The organism is Ruegeria sp. YTSC230 (genome assembly GCF_059609665.1).
The window spans coordinates 233,064-249,663 of sequence record NZ_JBXWMC010000003.1 but is presented as its reverse complement, the minus strand read 5'-3'; the positions used below and the strand labels follow the sequence as shown (position 1 = coordinate 249,663).

The window sequence follows — 16,600 nt, the reverse complement described above, 5'->3', positions numbered from 1 at the left end:
GGGCACACCCTAGGGGAAGTTCTGCAAAGGTAAAGGTCAGGCTTTGGGATCCGTGACCGCGCGTGCCTTGCCGCGCTCCAAGCCCAGTTGATGTTCGCGCCAGATCACCACGACGTTACCGACAATCACCAGCGCCGCTCCGGCCAGCATGACCAGCGTTGGCAGTTCACTGAACCAGACATAGCCAATGACGATGGCAAACAGCATCGAGGTGTAATCATAGGGCGCCAGCATCGAAGCCTGCCCAAACCGATAGGACGAAGTCACTAGAATCTGCGCCACACCTCCGATCAGACCAGCCAGAATCAAAAAGCCTGCCTGTTCCCATGTGGGCATGACCCACCCCCAAAAAATAGTCAGCCCGGACAGGATGGTCGCCGTCATCGAGAAATAGAAGACAATGGCCGCAGGGTGGTCGACCTGCACCAGCTGCCGGATGTGGATCTGCACAAAGGCCCTGGCAACGGTCGCACCCAGAATACACAATGCGCCGAAGGTGGCAGCAGCTTCCATGTTGTTGCCACCCAGTCTGGGCCAGATCATGATCAGGACACCCAAAAGCCCGATGGACACAGCCGCGATTCTGATCTTACGGATGCGTTCGCCTAACATCACCGCGGCAAGGATCAGGGTGAAAATCGGGGTGGCATAGCCAATCGCCGTCGCTTCGGGCAGCGGGATCAAGCCAAGGCCGGTAAATGTAAGCCCCATCGCCGTGGTGCCCAACACGCCGCGCCAGAAATGACCCGAAGGTTTGCGGGCTTTGAACCCTTGCGCCAATTCTCCGCGCGCCATCAGCCAGATGACAATCACCGGAATGGCAAAAAGGGACCGGAAAAACACCATCTCGCCAGGTGGGAAGTGATCGGACTGCGCTTTGACAATCGCCGCCATGACCGTGAACAAAAACACCGCGCTCGTTTTCAGAGCGACGGCCAGCAAAGGTCGATGCGATGTTAAGGGTTTTGCCATCGGCGCGAAACTGCGCTTTTGGCGGGGAAAGATCAACGCGTCGTTTACAGATTCGTCCAATCGGTCGGCAGTGGGCTGCCGATCTCTTGCGCGAACTCTTCCAGAAAGCGGATCATGCGTGTGATTCTGCGCTGCGCGATCTCTTTGCCACCCTCGGTCAGCATATCGCCAGGAAGGCCCAGTAGTTTGACCTTCCAGTGGTCGATTGAAAAATGCAGGTCGTCCAGCGGGCGGCTGGCAGCAAAGGGATCTGCCGGGTCATAAAGCGACCGTCCCAAAGCACCGGAGACTGAGAAATTCCGGGCAACTCCAATCGCGCCCAGCGCGTCCAGCCTGTCGGCATCGCGCAGAATGCAGGCTTCGAGCGTTTCCGGCGTGATGTTGGCCGAAAAACTATGTGCCTCGATAGCATGTTTGATTGCGTGGATCTGACCTGTAGAATAGCCTAAGTTTACCAAAATAGACTCTGATTCTTCGGCCGATCGACGCGATGCCAAATGGCGGTCTGGGTCGTCCTTGGACAAATTTACCAGATCATGCAGATAAGCGGCGGCCAGCAGCACCGGCATGTCGGTCTGGTCGTTTGCAATGGCCTGCGCGTTTACCCAGACCCGGTCCAGATGGGCCAGATCATGCGCCGGGTCGGTTTCCATACGCTGCGCAACGACGGCCCGCAGGCGCGTGCGCAGATCAGCCGATCCGTCCACGGTTCTCTCCGATCTGGCCGCGATGCAGCAGCAGGTGGTCGAGGATCACGCAAGCCATCATCGCCTCACCCACCGGAACGGCGCGGATGCCTACGCAGGGGTCGTGACGGCCCTTGGTGATGATCTCGGTCTCTTCACCGGATTTGGTGATGGTCTTGCGCGTCGTCAGGATTGACGAAGTCGGCTTGACAGCAAACCGCACAACAACGTCTTGTCCAGTCGAGATACCGCCCAAGATACCGCCCGCGTGGTTTGAGCTGTATTGCGGGCCGTTCTGGCCCATGAAAATCTCGTCCGCATTGGCTTCGCCCGTCAGTTCGGCGGCGGCCATGCCTTCGCCGATCTCGACACCTTTGACGGCGTTGATGGACATCATCGCAGCGGCCAAATCAGTGTCTAACTTGGCGTAAACCGGCGCACCGATGCCTGCTGGGACGCCACGGGCCACAACCTCGACAATCGCACCAACCGAGTTCCCGGACTTGCGCAATTCGTCCAGGTAGTTGGCCCAGTCTTCGGCGGCTTGTGCGTCCGGGGTCCAGAACGGGTTCTGTTCAATCTGGGACCAGTCGAAATTGCTCCGGTCAATCTTGTGCGGGCCGATTTGGGTCATGTATCCGGTGATCTGCACATTCGATGCGATCTGTTTGATCGCCTCACGCGCAAGCCCGCCTGCGGCCACACGCGACGCAGTTTCACGGGCCGAGCTGCGCCCGCCGCCGCGATAATCGCGGATGCCGTACTTCTGCCAGTAAGTGATATCGGCGTGCCCGGGACGGAACTTGTCCATGATATCACCGTAGTCTTTCGAGCGCTGATCCGTGTTCTCGATCATCAGCTGCACCGGTGTGCCCGTGGTTTGCCCTTCGAACACGCCCGACAGGATTTTGACCTGATCTGCCTCGCGCCGCTGGGTGGTGAACTTGTTCTGACCCGGTTTGCGCTTGTCCAGCCATTGCTGAATCATCGCCTCGTCGATCGTAACACCCGGAGGGCAGCCATCGACGGTCGCACCCAATGCGGGCCCGTGGCTTTCACCCCAGGTGGTGACGCGGAAAAGGTGGCCAAAACTGTTCATCGACATGGGGCATGCTCCTTTGCGCGTCGTGATTAGCGGGCGAGGCCCTTGGCCTCAAGCGGATTTGCGGTTGGGGCAGGGGAACCCCAACCAGCTGTGCCTATGCGGCACGCGTAAACGACGCGCGCGTTTGGGTGATCTTCAGGGCCGCCTGCGCAGCCTCGCGACCCTTTTCGACAAAATGCGCGCGGTAGATGGCATTGTGGTGATCGGTTTCCTGATACTGGTGCGGCGTCAGCGAGACTGACAGTACCGGAACGCCGGTGTCCATACTGGCGCGCATCAGCCCATCTACCACGGCCTGTGCGACAAAATCGTGCCGGTAAATGCCACCATCCACGACAAACGCCGCGCAGGCGACCGCGGCATAGCGCCCGGTTTGGGCCAGATCGCGAGCCAGCAGCGGCATCTCGAACGCGCCGGGGACGTCAAAAACGTCAACCTGTTCGGCGGGGACAAGCTCCAGAAACCCTTCGAGAGCCTGGTCAACGATATCGGAATGCCAGTTGGCTTTCACAAAAGCATAGCGGGTGTGTGTCATCATGATCTCCTTTCGCAACAGACACGTCACCCAAGGCGATCACGGGCAGGCGCAAGCCAGGGCCGACGCACTGCACGTTCTCTTTCATCCGGACTTTAACCGTCGGCTCTGGCATCTCACCAGATCTGCTGACACCCCGTACACCGGGGCCGCTCGCGGGCTTACGGGTCATCGCCCGCATACCGCCGGTGGGGAATTTCACCCCGCCCTGAGAACGGGCGGACCTTGCCAAGGTGCGGCCGGTTCTGCAAGAGATTTTGCAGGAGGATAGCCATGCACCCCAATCCAGCCTTCCGCGCAGAAGAGACCGAGCGCCACGTTACCTTTGCGCGTGACCGCGCGTTCGGGGTTCTTGCGGTGTCGACGGATGAAGCGCCGTTGATTAGCCACGTGCCGTTTATGCTGTCTGAGGATGGCGCGCTGGCCGAGCTGCATCTTGTCAGATCCAACCCGATCGTCCGCATGCTGAAAGAGCCTAAACCGGCGAGAATCGCCGTCACGGGACCAGACGGATATGTATCTCCGGATTGGTACGGGATCGCCGATCAGGTTCCGACATGGAACTATGTCGCTGTGCATCTGATCGGTCAGTTAGAACAGCGGCCGCACGCGGAGTTGCTGGACCTGTTAAATCGCCAGTCCGCCTTTTATGAGGCACGCTTGCTGCCCAAACCGCCTTGGACTACCGGCAAGATGAGCCAGGACGCGTTGGATAAGATGATGCGCATGATCGTGCCGTTTCAGTTTCGCATTGACGACATTCAAGGCACCTGGAAGCTAAACCAGAACAAGCCCGATGCAGCCCGCCTGAGCGCGTCAGAACATATCGCAAACGACGGGATCGGGTCCGAGCTTGATACTCTGCAAAAGTTGATGAGAGGGTGAGGTTGGCGCACCAATTGACGGGTTTTGTTTTGCATTGGGTGATGTAGAGTTCCGGCAATTCAGGGAGATCTCTTATGAAACTCTATTTCAGCCCCACTTCGCCCTATGTCCGCAAAGTCATGGTTTTGTTGCATGAAACAGACCAGTTGCAGGATGTCGAACTGCTGAATGTTGCAACAACGCCAATGTCCCCGGCCGAGCCGCTATTGGCCAAGGCCCCGCTGACAAAGGTGCCCGCGTTAGAGCGCCCTGATGGGCCGACCCTGTTCGACAGCCGTGTTATCTGTGCGTTTCTGGACGCACGCGGGCAGGCCGGTCTTTATCAGGACGGTGCCCGGCATTGGGATGTGCTGACGCTTGAAGCGCTGGCGGATGGTATTCTGGATGCGGCGTTGCTGATCACCTATGAGGCTCGGATGCGGCCCGAAGACAAGCAATGGGAGGGCTGGGCCGATGCGCAATGGGACAAGATAGAACGCGCCTGCGCCGCGTTGAACCAGCGGTGGATGGCGCATCTGTCCGGACCATTGGATATGGGGCAGGTCGCAGTGGCCTGCGCGCTGGGCTACGTCGATTTCCGCCACGATGCGCGCGGGTGGCGCAAGGGAAATGACGCGCTGGCCGCTTGGTACGAGAAGTTCGCCGAGCGTCCCAGCATGGTCGCAACGCAACCGCCGGCCTGATCGGGGATCAATGCGCTGGTCGCTCTGACGGCAGAACGACCAGCGACAGACATCATTCGTTGAACGTCGCCAGATAGGCTGCGATGTCATCGGCGCCCTTTTTCAGTTTGACGCTCATGTTTGGGCGCGCGGTTTCGTCATCTAGATACTCCTGAATAAATGCGATCGGGTTTTTGGAATACGTGGCGATATTCTCTTGCGTCCAGACCAGCCCTTCCTGGCCCGCCCGGATCATGTCGTCGGTGAACATTCCGATGGGCAAACGCTCGCTTCCGTTCAGGTAATCTGACTCGGTTCCTGCGACGCGACCGACGACGCCGTAAAGATTCGGGCCAGTGATGCCGCCTTTGACCAGAATTTGGCCATCTTTGATGATTGCGTGGCAAGAAGAGCAGCGATTGTAGAGTTTTTCGCCTTTCGCCGGATCACCGGCCGCTATCGCCTGAAAGGGCACGGTCAGTGCGAGGATCAGGGTTGGTGCAAAGAGCTTTGACATGAGAAACGTCCTGCAGAGATTGGGATTTCCCGCATTTCGATCATTTGCGTCTAAAGTTCAATCGAAATCAAACATGACTAAGCCTTTGTAAAATATCTATTTTTAACTCAGATTTTCTACATCTATATGCCCTGCAGAAGCGGCGCGTCTTACTATGTCGGGCGTCTCCGTGAATTCGAGCTTAAGTCAAAGGTATCGGTACATATAGGTCGTCGCGTGACGTGATTTTCCTTCCGGGTCGAATGCGAAATCGGGGATGACACCTGCCGATTTGAACCCGACAGACCTGTAAAGGGATTCCGAGACGTCTCCGGTGCGCGTGTCTAGTGTAATGAGTGTCTTCCCGGCTTCTTGTGCGGATTTCAGGGCTTCTTGCATCAGGGCCTTGCCCAAACCGCGACGCCTGGCATCAGGGTGAACGATCATTTTCGAGATTTCTGCCCGGTGGGGCTGATTTGGGGGCATGGCAAGCAACAGCTGGACCGTACCGATCATGCGACGCTGATAAAATGCGCCAAACAAGTGCCGCGCGCCTGTTTCGATGGCGGGTTTGACGTCATCCGTCCAGAACCGCGCGGCGGTGTCATGGTCGAGCGGCATCATGAAGCTGATCGCGGCACCGTCGGCAACGCTGTCAACAAGCGTGCGGCATAGATCTGTCAGATTGTTGTCGATATCCGCCGGGGTAAGACGGGAGACGTTGGGTGTCTGAATGGTCATGACAATGCGATCACGTAAGTGCAGGGACTATGGGTCGTTTCAAAGACTGTCTCGCCAAACAAAATGTACCGCAGACAATCCCCTTGTCGAAGGTCATAAGCTTTCCCCTCGACCGTGATTTCGATCTGCCCGGACAAGACATACAGGTGATGCTCTTGCCCCGGAACTGCGGGTGCATCATAGGCGATGCGCTGCCGCGCGGTCAGGGTTCCTTCGATCAATTCAACCGAAAGGTGCCCACTGGGGGGCGAAACGCTGCGACGTTGAAACGCGCGCCCACGATCCGTCCAGAACGGCTGGTCGTGCCGCCGGACGATCGGTTGGAAACCTTGCTCCAGCGGGGCAAGTAGCTGAGAGATCGGCACTGCATAGACCGTTGCCAGACGGCCTAGCGTCTCGGCGGTCGGGCTGACTTCGTTTTTCTCGATCCGCGACAGGGTGGCGCGGCTTAAACCAGTTCTTCCGGCCAAAGTGTCGAGGGTCATGTTGTGCTGCTCTCGCAATCCACGCAAATGCGTGGCCAGTTTGTCAGAGGTGGCTTCCATGGAACTTCTCATATACGGAAATATTCCCGAATATGCCGAAAAGTTCAAGGTGGGCGGATCGGCATTCTGCAAAACCTTGTGGGGCTGGGTCTGTTCAGCACCGTTCTACCCCGCCGAAGCGAATCGAATCACATTTGGAAAAGCCGGGGGACCGGAGTGTTTTCGCCAAAAAACAGGTCCGTATCTTGAAACTTTCGCCCCTCGTTGTGACATGAATGCCCTGATGTGGCGCACTGCGCGCCTATGACCGCTGGACGAACCGAATTCTCCCGGATAGATAGCCGCGATGAGACGCCGCTTTGATGCGGTGCTGATGCATGTTTGCTCGGGTCACCCCCGGGCGCCGGAATCGGAGAAAACCTCGTGTCCCACGCAGAAGACCACGAAGGCACCCGCAGAGATTTCCTCTACTACGTCGCAGGCGGCGCAGGTGTCGTCGCGACGGGTGCAGCCGTATGGCCCCTGATCAATCAAATGAACCCATCGGCAGACGTTCAGGCGCTGTCCTCGATCCGCGTGGATGTGAGCGGCGTTGAACCCGGTACGCAGTTGACCGTGAAATGGCTGGGTAAACCCGTGTTTGTCCGCCACCGCACTGGTGCTGAAATTCAAGAAGCGCAGGAACAGGACGCCGAAGGCGTTGATGCACTGCCTGATCCGCTGGCCCGCAACTTCAACCTGAACGCGGATGCTCCGGCAACCGACGCCAACCGCGTGATGCCGTCGCCCGAGGGCGAAGCGCCGGGCGCGTGGATTGTTCAGATGGGCGTATGTACGCACCTTGGCTGTGTGCCGCTGGGCGATGCTGGCGACTTTGGCGGCTGGTTCTGCCCCTGCCACGGATCGCACTACGACCTGGCCGGACGTATCCGTAAGGGCCCCGCACCTGAAAACCTGCCCGTTCCGCCTGCAGAGTGGACCGACGCCAGCACCATCAAACTCGGCTAAGGGAGACCCAAACTTATGTCCGGAATTCCCCACGATCATTACGAGCCGAAGACAAACGGCGAGAAGTGGCTGAACAGCCGCTTGCCCATCGTCGGCCTGATTTACGACACCATCATGATCCCCACCCCCAAGAACCTGAACTGGTGGTGGATCTGGGGCATCGTCCTGGCGTTCTGCCTGGCGTTGCAAATCGTCACCGGTATCGTTCTGGTGATGCACTACACACCGCATGTCGATCTGGCCTTCGCCAGCATCGAGCACATCATGCGCAACGTGAATGGCGGCTATATGCTGCGCTACATTCACATGAACGGCGCGTCACTGTTCTTTGTTGCGGTCTACATTCACATCTTCCGTGGCCTGTTCTACGGCTCATACAAAGCCCCGCGTGAGATCACGTGGATCATCGGTATGCTTATCTATCTGATGATGATGGGTACTGCCTTCATGGGCTATGTTCTGCCTTGGGGTCAGATGTCCTTCTGGGGTGCGACGGTGATCACCGGCCTGTTTGGCGCGATCCCGTTTGTGGGTGACGCGATCCAGACCTGGCTGCTGGGCGGACCCGCGGTGGACAATGCCACGCTGAACCGCTTCTTCTCGCTGCACTATCTGCTGCCGTTTGTTATCGCGGCTCTGGTCATCGTGCATATCTGGGCCTTCCACACCACCGGCAACAACAACCCCACAGGTGTTGAAGTTCGCCGCACGTCGAAAGCCGATGCCGAGAAAGACACCCTGCCGTTCTGGCCGTACTTTGTGATCAAGGACCTGTTCGCTCTGGCCGTGATCCTGGTCGTGTTCTGGGCCATCGTCGGCTACATGCCGAACTATCTGGGCCACCCGGACAACTACATCGAAGCTAACCCGCTGGTCACGCCTGCACACATCGTGCCCGAATGGTACTTCCTGCCATTCTACGCGATCTTGCGCGCCTTTACCGGTGAAGTCTGGGTTGTACAATTTGCCAGCTTCATCACCGGAGGCATCGTTGACGCCAAGTTCTTTGGTGTGATTGCGATGTTCGGTGCGATCCTGGCAATGGCGCTGGCGCCCTGGCTGGACACGTCGACCGTGCGTTCGGGCAAATACCGCCCGATGTTCAAATGGTGGTTCTACCTGCTGATCATCGACTTCTTTGCCCTGATGTGGCTGGGTGCGATGCCCGCGGAAGAGCCCTATGCGACCTTCTCGCTGATCGCGTCCGCCTACTGGTTCGCCTATTTCTTCGTGATCCTGCCGATCCTGGGTGTCATCGAAAAACCGCTGCCACAGCCAGAGACCATCGAAGAAGACTTCAACGCGCATTATGGCAAGGCCGACGCCGACGCCACGCCGGCCGAGTAAGAAGAGGGACCGGAAACATGTTCAAGAAACTTGCAATCGGTGCCGCGTTTGCTTTGGCCCTTACCCCTGCTGCGTCCTTCGCAGCGGGTGGTGGCGAGCAGCACATCGAAGACTTCCACTTCTCGTTTGAAGGCCCCTTTGGCACCTGGGATCAAAACCAGCTGCAGCGTGGCCTTCAGATCTATACTGAGGTCTGCGCAGCCTGCCACGGCCTGCGCTATGTGCCTCTGCGTGATCTCGAAGCGCTGGGCTATTCGGAAGAAGAAGTCATCGCCTATTCGGCAGACAACTTCGAAGTGTTCGATCCCGAGCTGGACGATTTCCGTCCGGCAATCCCGACCGACCACTTCCCGGTCAATGACGGTGTTGGCGCACCGGACCTGAGCCTGATGGCCAAGGCCCGCGCCGGATTCCACGGACCTTATGGTCTGGGCATCAACCAGTTCTTCAAAGGCATGGGTGGCGCGGAATACATCGCCTCGCTGCTGGACGGCTATACCGGTGAAGAAAAAGAAGAAGCAGGCACCATCCTGTATGAAAACAAAGCCTTCCCCGGTGGCTGGATCTCGATGGCGCCGCCGCTGTCCGAAGATCAGGTTGAATTCGCCGATGGCCACCCGGCCACTGTCGAAGCCTTGTCCGAAGACATCGCGGCCTTCCTGATGTGGACGGCCGAGCCAAAAATGATGGAGCGCAAGTACTCGGGCTTCGTCGGCGTTCTGTTCCTGTCGCTGTTGTCGGTGCTTCTGTACCTTGTCAACAAGCGCCTGTGGGCAGGTGTCAAAGGCAAGAAACAAGGCTGAGTTTCACAGCCCCGCAATGTTTGAACCCCCGCGCCACCGGCTGCGGGGGTTTTTTTGTTGCAATCGGGCAGGGGCCTGATGAAGGCCGGATCAGGCTTGTAGCTGCGTGCCGGTGGCACCTATGATTGTTGCCGTCACAATCTGCCCTTCGGCCTGTGGTGCCTCAAAAGCGACTTCGGTGAATTGTTCGGTGCGGCCCATATGCGGGTTTTCCATCAGGATGTGATGAGTTTTGCCTATTTGGGCTTGCAGATGCTGTGTGACCTGCGCCTCACCGGCCGCGCGCAGGCGGGCGGCGCGGTCCTTGATGATGTTCCCATTCACCTGCTGCGGAATGCGGGCGGCCGGGGTGCCTTCGCGCTTGGAATAGGGAAAAACGTGCAACCAGGTCAGATCGCAATCTGTCACCAGTTTCAGCGAGTTTTCGAAATGATCATCCGTTTCGGTCGGGAAGCCAGCAATGATATCGGCGCCAAAGGTCATCTCGGGGCGCAGCTTGCGGGCTTCTTCGGTGAACCGGATGGCGTCATCGCGCAGATGGCGGCGTTTCATCCGTTTCAGGATCAGATCGTCGCCATGTTGCAGGGAAAGGTGCAAATGCGGCATCAGGCGCGGTTCGGTCGCGATGGCCTGCATCAGGTTCTCATCCACTTCGATCGAGTCGATCGAACTGATCCGCAGGCGTGGCAGGTCGGGCACCAGTTTCAGAATCCGCATGACCAGATCGCCCAGCTTGGGTTGCGCAGGCAGGTCGGCGCCCCAAGAGGTCAGGTCAACGCCGGTCAGTACGACCTCGTTATAACCCCGATCCACCAACCGCTTGATCTGATCCACAACAACGCCGGCAGGGACGCTGCGCGAGTTCCCACGGCCATAGGGGATAATGCAAAAAGTGCAGCGATGGTCACAGCCGTTTTGGACCTGAACATAGGCGCGTGAGCGGGTGCCAAAACCGTCGATCAGGTGGCCTGCGGTTTCGGTGACGGACATGATGTCATCGACCTGCACGGCCTCGGTCTGGTCAATAAAGTCCGCCGCCATGCCTTTCCAGGTCTCCGGCTGCATTTTCTCGGTATTGCCAATGACCGCGTCGACCTCATCCATTTGGGCAAAGGTGTCAGGCTCGGTCTGGGCCGCGCAGCCTGTCACGATCAGCCGCGCGTTAGGGTTTTCCCGCCGCAGCTTGCGAATCTCTTGCCGGGCTTTGCGCACCGCTTCTGCCGTGACGGCGCAGGTGTTCACGATCACCGCGTCGGTGAGCCCGGCCTGCGCTGACAGCTCTTTCATCGCCTCGGTCTCATAGGCGTTCAGGCGGCAGCCCAGGGTGGTGAACTTCGGCGCGCTCATTCCAGTGATTCCAGAAATTCCGGTGTCAGTGTGCCCGAGAAGACGTGGCGGGTTGGTCCGGTCATCCAGACGCCATCGTCGCGCCAGTCGATCCAGATCGTCCCGCCATCCAGTTCAATTTGCACTTTGCGTCCGGTCAGGCCGCGACGCGCAGCAGCAACGGCTGTGGCGCATGAGGATGATCCCGAAGCCAGGGTGATGCCCACGCCACGCTCCCACACGCGCATGCGGATGTGGTCCGGTCCAATGATTTGTGCCACTTGGACATTCGTACGCTCAGGATAGAGTGGATGGTGCTCGTAACGCGAACCGAACTCGGTCAGAGGGATAGCCTCGGCATCATCAACAAAAAAGGTGCAATGCGGATTACCCATCCCGGTGGCCGTCGGCGCTCCCTCGATGGGCAGTTCCAGCGTGTCGACCTCCTCAGACAACGGAACCTCGTTCCAGTTTAGTTGGGGGTGTCCCATATTAACTGAGGTCAGGCCGTCTCCGGCGTCCTTGGCGTAAAGAGTGCCGCGTTCGGTCGTCAGTGTCAGGTCGGATCTATCCGATTCCTGCATCAGGAAACGGGCGATGCAACGGGTGGCATTTCCACATGCTGCCGAGGTAGATCCATCTGAATTGTAGAACACCAGATGCGCATCCGACCTGCCGTTTTCGATCACGGCAAGCTGATCGAAACCTACGCCGAATTGACGATGCCCGATTCCCCGCGCAAGTGCCGGGCTAATCCGCGTCGCAGACGCGCGCGCGTCCACAACGACAAAGTCATTGCCCAGCCCGTGCATCTTCATGAAGGGCAAACCAGTGTTCTGTAATCCTTGCATGGCGCGCATATAACCCTGCGCCTGAAAGGAATCCACCCTGCGACGCAGATTCCTTTAAAAAGGGGGTTGACCCCCCAGCGCCACCTGCCTAATTAGGCCGCCTATCGGGTCGCCGGAAACACTGACTACTTTGGCGAAACGAGGTGCAAATAAGGTCTTGAACCCGGTCGGGAAAATGACTTAAAGAGCGCCACGGATCGACAAGATCCAGCAAAAGAGTGGGCCGTTAGCTCAGTTGGTAGAGCAACTGACTTTTAATCAGTGGGTCGCAGGTTCGAATCCTGCACGGCTCACCACTTTTTTAATTATCCATCCTTGCTACAAAGTGATCAAAGAAGCACCGTAGCATTCATTGTATGTAGGGATCTGATTTCAGCCGAAAGAAAATAGTGGATCGTTCGTCCGTTCACCGCTTGGGAATGGACTCATCCTGAACACCTGCGAAACGAGTATTCAGCCTAAGAAGCCCCCTTTTGCTTAAAGTGATCTGCAAGGCGAATCGATAGGGACATCATCATAAGTGTTGGATTTGCGTGTCCCGTCGTTGGCATAACGGAACCGCCGGCAGCATAAAGTCCCTCAATATCTCGAATTCTCAAATCAGTTGTAACGACCCCTTCCCTTGGTGACAGTGACATTCGCGTGGTCCCCATGGTGTGCCCGACATCAAACATATCCGCCTGATCCGGCTTTCCATTGCGCAGCCACTCGGAAACCTTAGGGGGTGGTAAGCCGCATTTCTTGAACTCGGATACAAAGTTCTTCCCCATTTGAAGCAGTGTGTGGCGCTCTTCAAAACCGGTCGACCAGTTTACCTTGGGTAGGTGTTGTCCCAGTTGATCTTGACGATCTGAAAGTACGACTCTGTTTTCAGGATTGGGCGCTTGTTCGATTATTGCATGGGCCACGATGCCATCCAGCTTGTGTGGGAGCCCTCGATAACGAAATTCGCGGACAGAGGAATTTAGAAAGAGTGCAGCAGCAGCTTCGGCGATCTGATTGCGAACGGATTTGGGGAGCTTTCCGCTATTCAGTGCTTTCATTCCAGCGGCCTTAAGAGCAAAAACCGGGCTTCGCGCCACAAACATCACGTCTTGCAATCTGGATTGGCTCTTGCCGCCCAATAACCGCCCTAACGCACTGACCGGATCTTCCTGAGAACGTTCCTCCAGAAAAAAGATAGCGCCGTTTAACAGCTTTTCGGTTCGCTGAATTGCCGGGGAGGTTGCAAGCCCACTAGAGTACATATGCGTGCGCCCACCTGTGGGGAGGCCAAAAAAGCCAAATCGCTGCGTCATTCTCTGTGCGTCGGAGGCGTCAAAATAACCGAGTTCCGCCTGCAGATGGTCACAAAGATAGCGTCCGACCAAGTCGAAACGGTTGCCCAAGCCATTTGGGTGAACATCGTTGGATACCAGTAGCAACCTTGCGTTTTCGATTGCTCCTGCCGACAGGACGCATTTTTCCGCATGGATTGTAACATTACGGATTTCTGGCGACAGCGTTGCAAAACTCACGCTTTCGAAACGGGTTCCGGTAGTGTCGACGTTTATCTTAGTTGCAGTAGCGTTGAGCAGAACACGCACGTTTTTGGCGGTCAAATTGGCGAATTCGCTCCCCATTCGCAAAAGGTCGAGAGGGTTTTCTCGGCCACGCGAAAACTGCCAGAAACAATCCTCGAATACCGCCGGGTCGATTGAAGGTTGCGCCGGAGTCGTCCCTAAAAGCTCCCACAAAGCAGAGTTGTATACCTGTGGACCAAGGTTAAGTATTTGTCCGGCTCGCTCGATATATGGTGCAAGCTCGCGCTGTGAAATCGGCCAACCCGAGCCGATAACCCATTCCCGCTGCTGATAGTCGATTTCGCTGAAAGCTGCAGACTTCCCAGCCCACGCCAATGTGGACCCACCGAGGCCGCGACACCGGACGCCGAATGGCTGGCTGTCTTGATCCCAATGAGTCGCCAGACCTGAATTGAATTTGGCCCGAGCTTGGGATCGAACTGCATCGGGCATGTCCACGGTGTTGAGCGCTGAATGTTCAGGTGTTTCTTGTTGCAGACCGCTTTCAGCCACGACCACATTTAGACCTGACCCGATCAACTCGCGGGCAATGGTCAAACCGCAGGCTCCGCCGCCGACGATCAGTACGTCTGTTCGAATCACCTTTTCATGCGGTGCTTCTTGAAGTTGAATAATTTCCATATTGTTGTGTCGGAGCGCTTTTTATCTGGCGCGATTGGAAAAAGTTACTTGGTGAATTTTGCGAGTAAATTAGAGATGAATATTGGAAACATCTTTTTAGCGATCTGTAAACCTTCGCACGGCCATCTGAAAACAGGGACAGGGGGAGGGTCGCGTGCAGCGTTTGGGATTTAGAGAGTGGTTGGCAGCGGGAACAGCGATCGCTCGGGGTGATTTGCTTCGAAACTCTGGGTCTGGCCAATACTGTCGCCGTTTTGAGCAACGATTGTCCGAACTGACCGGTGCGAAACAAACGCTGATGGTTAACAGCGGAACCTCGGCCCTTACCGTGGCCCTTGCATCTTTGGGTGTCGGGCCCGGTGATGAGGTGCTGGTTCCCGCATATACATGGATGGCAAGCGCGGCGGCCGTCGTCCACGTTGGGGCGGTGCCAATTCTGGTCGAAATTGATGAGACGTTGGCGATTGATCCAAAGGACATAGAAAACAAAATTTCACCCTACACACGGGCGATTTTGCCGGTGCACATGAGCAACCGCCCGTGCAACATGGACGCAATACTTAAAACCGCGAAGAAACACGGTTTATTGGTTGTAGAGGATGCGTGCCAGGCCGTCGGGATAAAGTACAGGGGTCAGTACTGCGGAGCAATTGGCGACGCTGGCGCCTTCAGTTTCAATCAGCACAAAAACATAACCATCGGCGAAAGCGGCGCAGTTTTGTTAAGCAGCGATCACGACTACTTTCGTGCGTTTAACTACCACGACATCGGGATTTCCTATCGGAATGATGCGTTTACCGAACCCTCTCCTATGTTCATTGGGCTGAATCTGCGGGCAAACGAGATTTCTGGTGCCATGATGAATACGCAACTGTCTAAACTGCACCGCGTTATCTCACGTATGAAGCAGCGATACGAGGTGGTGACAGAAGCGCTAGAAAAAGGTCGCTTCCCCCTCACTCCACAAAATGACCCCGAGAATGCACTTGGTGTCGTCGTTACATTTGATACGGAAAACGAAGCCGAGGCTTTTGCCGAACGCCGCGGGGTTAGTCGTGTTTTTGACAGCACTAAACACGTTTATTCAAACTGGGATCCGATCCTGGAAAAAAGGACCTTCCATCCAAAGGTCGATCCTTGGGCATGGGCGCAACGGCCGATCGAATATGCTCCGGACATGTGCCCGCGAACACTGGATATTTTGCGGCGCAGTTGCCGGGTCGGGATTGGAGAGCGATATCCACTCGCATTGGTGAAAATGGTCGCGCGCGATTTTTCCAAGGGATAATTTCATGCGCCTCGGACTTTGGTTTGCGCGATTGTGAAAGTAGGTATCTAGATTGAAAGGGGCCCAGAGTTGACGCGCAAAGCACCGTCCTGCCGCCCGAACTGATGTGCAGTCGACATCCAAAAAGGTCTCGAGACGTCAAAAACTGTCCTTCTTCACATCTGAAAGAAACGTTCTGCTTCCAATGATTTAGGGAAACAGCATCTATTCGCAAATGCGGCAGCAGTCTTATGTCGAAACTTGATCTGTTTTGCGACCACGTCAAAAAATCGTAGAGTCGTCAAAATATAAACGAATAGTGATTGATATGCGTGTGCGTCTAATGCCCCGGTAAAAGGTTCTTTATGGATAACAATGTAAAAAGTCCGCGCAGGTATGTTCCGCTAGACTACTCGTTTCGCTTCAAACGCAACAAGTCTACCGGCCTACCGTTTTTTCTCGATAATCTTGGCGATGATTTGCTGTTGGTTCTGTTGGCATTCGTGCCATTTTCATCGGATCCAATCAGCGTCGCCCTAGCCATTTTTTTCTTCCACATTTCTTTCTGGACCGTCTACGAGATCGGCTACTTCGAAAACGACGCGGTGTCGGCAAGCCTTGAACATGAAGCCAAGGTAACGCCTGGCTTTGACAGGGCCGCGACGTACTTCTCCGAACGCCAAGCTTGGTTGTGGGCGGTGGCGTTTGCGGCGCCTGGGGCATTGCTGGCTGCGTGGGTTACAGAACCCGAAGCAACCGGGCTATTTGTACTCTTATACCTGCTTACTTGGATCACTTTACTGGGTTGTCTTCGGGCGGTCTATTATGCGTACAACCGTATCGATAAGTTGAGCCGCGTATGGGTCTATTTACCCTTACAGATCCTGAAATACGGGTTTCCGTTGCTGTTCTTTTACCTGCCTGCTGCGGGCGCAGCCCTCATATTTGCGCAATGCCTGCGCCGTTGGGTGCCATACATCGTGTACCGATACGGACGCAGTGGCCTTGTAGGACTTCCGTCTAAAGTGTTGCGAATACTCTCGTTCGTGTCGATCTGGCTATTGTTGTTGCCATCCAATCTGAGCGAAAGCTACCTTATTCACGGGGGCATTATTCTGGGGTGGCTCTGCTTGCGAGGGTTCAAGCAAACAAGAAAAGTGGTACGTGAGATGCAGCATGTGCAGCACGACAAATGGTCGTCTTCAGGCGGTATGGACAGTTAATGGT

At 56.4% G+C, this 16,600-nt stretch carries 17 protein-coding genes, 1 tRNA gene and 1 riboswitch; of the genes, 8 read left to right on the top strand and 10 right to left on the bottom strand.

Features of this window, described 5'->3' with window-relative positions; all coding sequences use genetic code 11:
- Nucleotides 1-36 precede the first annotated feature (36 nt).
- The 4 genes from AC2FD9_RS08305 to AC2FD9_RS08290 all read right to left on the bottom strand — a co-directional run bounded on the left by AC2FD9_RS08305 (nt 37) and on the right by AC2FD9_RS08290 (nt 3,298).
- Nucleotides 37-972, bottom strand: a complete 936-nt coding sequence (locus tag AC2FD9_RS08305; protein WP_058272776.1) for a DMT family transporter — start codon at nt 970-972, stop codon at nt 37-39.
- A gap of 44 nt (nt 973-1,016) precedes the next feature.
- Complete coding sequence (locus AC2FD9_RS08300; RefSeq protein ID WP_496836323.1) at nt 1,017-1,679, bottom strand: HD domain-containing protein; 663 nt, start codon at nt 1,677-1,679, stop codon at nt 1,017-1,019.
- Entirely contained in the window at nt 1,663-2,763 is a 1,101-nt protein-coding gene (aroC, locus tag AC2FD9_RS08295) for a chorismate synthase (RefSeq protein ID WP_496755440.1), read from the bottom strand. Before aroC ends, AC2FD9_RS08300 begins: the two co-directional genes overlap by 17 nt.
- Nucleotides 2,764-2,857: 94 nt before the next feature.
- Nucleotides 2,858-3,298: a 6,7-dimethyl-8-ribityllumazine synthase gene (locus AC2FD9_RS08290; protein WP_496755439.1), complete on the bottom strand. Its 441-nt coding sequence runs from the start codon at nt 3,296-3,298 to the stop codon at nt 2,858-2,860.
- Between the two features lie 72 nt (nt 3,299-3,370).
- Nucleotides 3,371-3,518: riboswitch (FMN riboswitch) on the bottom strand.
- A 53-nt stretch (nt 3,519-3,571) separates the two neighbouring features.
- Between AC2FD9_RS08290 and AC2FD9_RS08285 the strand changes: the two genes are divergently transcribed.
- Nucleotides 3,572-4,183, top strand: a complete 612-nt coding sequence (locus tag AC2FD9_RS08285; protein ID WP_496836321.1) for an FMN-binding negative transcriptional regulator — start codon at nt 3,572-3,574, stop codon at nt 4,181-4,183.
- 74 nt (nt 4,184-4,257) lie between these two features.
- Nucleotides 4,258-4,866 carry a glutathione S-transferase gene (locus AC2FD9_RS08280; RefSeq protein ID WP_282119710.1) on the top strand — a complete coding sequence of 203 codons (609 nt, stop codon included), beginning with the start codon at nt 4,258-4,260 and terminating at the stop codon, nt 4,864-4,866.
- 52 nt (nt 4,867-4,918) lie between these two features.
- Here the strand turns inward: AC2FD9_RS08280 and AC2FD9_RS08275 are convergent, their stop codons facing one another.
- The 3 genes from AC2FD9_RS08275 to AC2FD9_RS08265 form a co-directional block, all read right to left on the bottom strand.
- Nucleotides 4,919-5,362: a c-type cytochrome gene (locus AC2FD9_RS08275; protein ID WP_282119709.1), complete on the bottom strand. Its 444-nt coding sequence runs from the start codon at nt 5,360-5,362 to the stop codon at nt 4,919-4,921.
- Between the two features lie 186 nt (nt 5,363-5,548).
- Nucleotides 5,549-6,082: a GNAT family N-acetyltransferase gene (locus AC2FD9_RS08270; RefSeq protein WP_282119708.1), complete on the bottom strand. Its 534-nt coding sequence runs from the start codon at nt 6,080-6,082 to the stop codon at nt 5,549-5,551.
- The gene (locus tag AC2FD9_RS08265) at nt 6,079-6,627 is read right to left on the bottom strand and encodes a helix-turn-helix domain-containing protein (protein WP_496836319.1); all 549 of its coding nucleotides are present in this window, start codon (nt 6,625-6,627) and stop codon (nt 6,079-6,081) included. The genes AC2FD9_RS08270 and AC2FD9_RS08265 overlap by 4 nt, the downstream gene beginning before the upstream one ends.
- Nucleotides 6,628-6,990: 363 nt before the next feature.
- Between AC2FD9_RS08265 and petA the strand changes: the two genes are divergently transcribed.
- Genes petA through AC2FD9_RS08250 form a run of 3 tightly spaced genes read left to right on the top strand, consistent with a single transcriptional unit; the run spans nt 6,991 to nt 9,725 of the window.
- Complete coding sequence (petA, locus tag AC2FD9_RS08260) at nt 6,991-7,575, top strand: ubiquinol-cytochrome c reductase iron-sulfur subunit (protein ID WP_058279154.1); 585 nt, start codon at nt 6,991-6,993, stop codon at nt 7,573-7,575.
- 15 nt (nt 7,576-7,590) lie between these two features.
- Nucleotides 7,591-8,922, top strand: a complete 1,332-nt coding sequence (gene petB, locus AC2FD9_RS08255) for a cytochrome b (RefSeq protein ID WP_108860628.1) — start codon at nt 7,591-7,593, stop codon at nt 8,920-8,922.
- 17 nt (nt 8,923-8,939) lie between these two features.
- Entirely contained in the window at nt 8,940-9,725 is a 786-nt protein-coding gene (locus tag AC2FD9_RS08250; protein WP_496836316.1) for a cytochrome c1, read from the top strand.
- 90 nt (nt 9,726-9,815) lie between these two features.
- On the opposite strand, the gene mtaB is transcribed toward AC2FD9_RS08250, so the two are convergent.
- Entirely contained in the window at nt 9,816-11,072 is a 1,257-nt protein-coding gene (gene mtaB / locus AC2FD9_RS08245) for a tRNA (N(6)-L-threonylcarbamoyladenosine(37)-C(2))-methylthiotransferase MtaB (RefSeq protein WP_496836315.1), read from the bottom strand.
- Nucleotides 11,069-11,911, bottom strand: coding sequence for a diaminopimelate epimerase (gene dapF / locus AC2FD9_RS08240; protein ID WP_496697644.1), 843 nt, complete (start codon nt 11,909-11,911; stop codon nt 11,069-11,071). Before dapF ends, mtaB begins: the two co-directional genes overlap by 4 nt.
- A 211-nt stretch (nt 11,912-12,122) precedes the next feature.
- On the opposite strand from dapF, the gene AC2FD9_RS08235 reads away from it, so the two are divergent.
- Nucleotides 12,123-12,198 (top strand) — tRNA-Lys (locus tag AC2FD9_RS08235).
- A 162-nt stretch (nt 12,199-12,360) separates the two neighbouring features.
- Here the strand turns inward: AC2FD9_RS08235 and AC2FD9_RS08230 are convergent.
- Nucleotides 12,361-14,106 carry a GMC oxidoreductase gene (locus AC2FD9_RS08230; RefSeq protein WP_496836313.1) on the bottom strand — a complete coding sequence of 582 codons (1,746 nt, stop codon included), beginning with the start codon at nt 14,104-14,106 and terminating at the stop codon, nt 12,361-12,363.
- 154 nt (nt 14,107-14,260) lie between these two features.
- Between AC2FD9_RS08230 and AC2FD9_RS08225 the strand changes: the two genes are divergently transcribed.
- Both AC2FD9_RS08225 and AC2FD9_RS08220 read left to right on the top strand, forming a co-directional pair.
- Complete coding sequence (locus AC2FD9_RS08225) at nt 14,261-15,394, top strand: aminotransferase class I/II-fold pyridoxal phosphate-dependent enzyme (RefSeq protein WP_496836311.1); 1,134 nt, start codon at nt 14,261-14,263, stop codon at nt 15,392-15,394.
- A gap of 344 nt (nt 15,395-15,738) precedes the next feature.
- On the top strand, nt 15,739-16,596 hold the full coding sequence (locus AC2FD9_RS08220) for a hypothetical protein (RefSeq protein WP_496697412.1): 858 nt from the start codon (nt 15,739-15,741) through the stop codon (nt 16,594-16,596).
- Nucleotides 16,597-16,600: the final 4 nt, after the last annotated feature.

Coding starts and splice junctions, on each gene's coding strand:
- AC2FD9_RS08285 (WP_496836321.1), top strand. CDS start 3,572: ATGCACCCCAATCCAGCCTTCCGCGCAGAAGAGACCGAGCGCCACGTT.
- AC2FD9_RS08230 (WP_496836313.1), bottom strand. CDS start 14,106: ATGGAAATTATTCAACTTCAAGAAGCACCGCATGAAAAGGTGATTCGA.
- dapF (WP_496697644.1), bottom strand. CDS start 11,911: ATGCGCGCCATGCAAGGATTACAGAACACTGGTTTGCCCTTCATGAAG.
- AC2FD9_RS08275 (WP_282119709.1), bottom strand. CDS start 5,362: ATGTCAAAGCTCTTTGCACCAACCCTGATCCTCGCACTGACCGTGCCC.
- AC2FD9_RS08250 (WP_496836316.1), top strand. CDS start 8,940: ATGTTCAAGAAACTTGCAATCGGTGCCGCGTTTGCTTTGGCCCTTACC.
- mtaB (WP_496836315.1), bottom strand. CDS start 11,072: ATGAGCGCGCCGAAGTTCACCACCCTGGGCTGCCGCCTGAACGCCTAT.
- aroC (WP_496755440.1), bottom strand. CDS start 2,763: ATGTCGATGAACAGTTTTGGCCACCTTTTCCGCGTCACCACCTGGGGT.
- AC2FD9_RS08290 (WP_496755439.1), bottom strand. CDS start 3,298: ATGACACACACCCGCTATGCTTTTGTGAAAGCCAACTGGCATTCCGAT.
- AC2FD9_RS08265 (WP_496836319.1), bottom strand. CDS start 6,627: ATGGAAGCCACCTCTGACAAACTGGCCACGCATTTGCGTGGATTGCGA.
- AC2FD9_RS08270 (WP_282119708.1), bottom strand. CDS start 6,082: ATGACCATTCAGACACCCAACGTCTCCCGTCTTACCCCGGCGGATATC.
- AC2FD9_RS08305 (WP_058272776.1), bottom strand. CDS start 972: ATGGCAAAACCCTTAACATCGCATCGACCTTTGCTGGCCGTCGCTCTG.
- AC2FD9_RS08280 (WP_282119710.1), top strand. CDS start 4,258: ATGAAACTCTATTTCAGCCCCACTTCGCCCTATGTCCGCAAAGTCATG.
- petB (WP_108860628.1), top strand. CDS start 7,591: ATGTCCGGAATTCCCCACGATCATTACGAGCCGAAGACAAACGGCGAG.
- AC2FD9_RS08220 (WP_496697412.1), top strand. CDS start 15,739: ATGGATAACAATGTAAAAAGTCCGCGCAGGTATGTTCCGCTAGACTAC.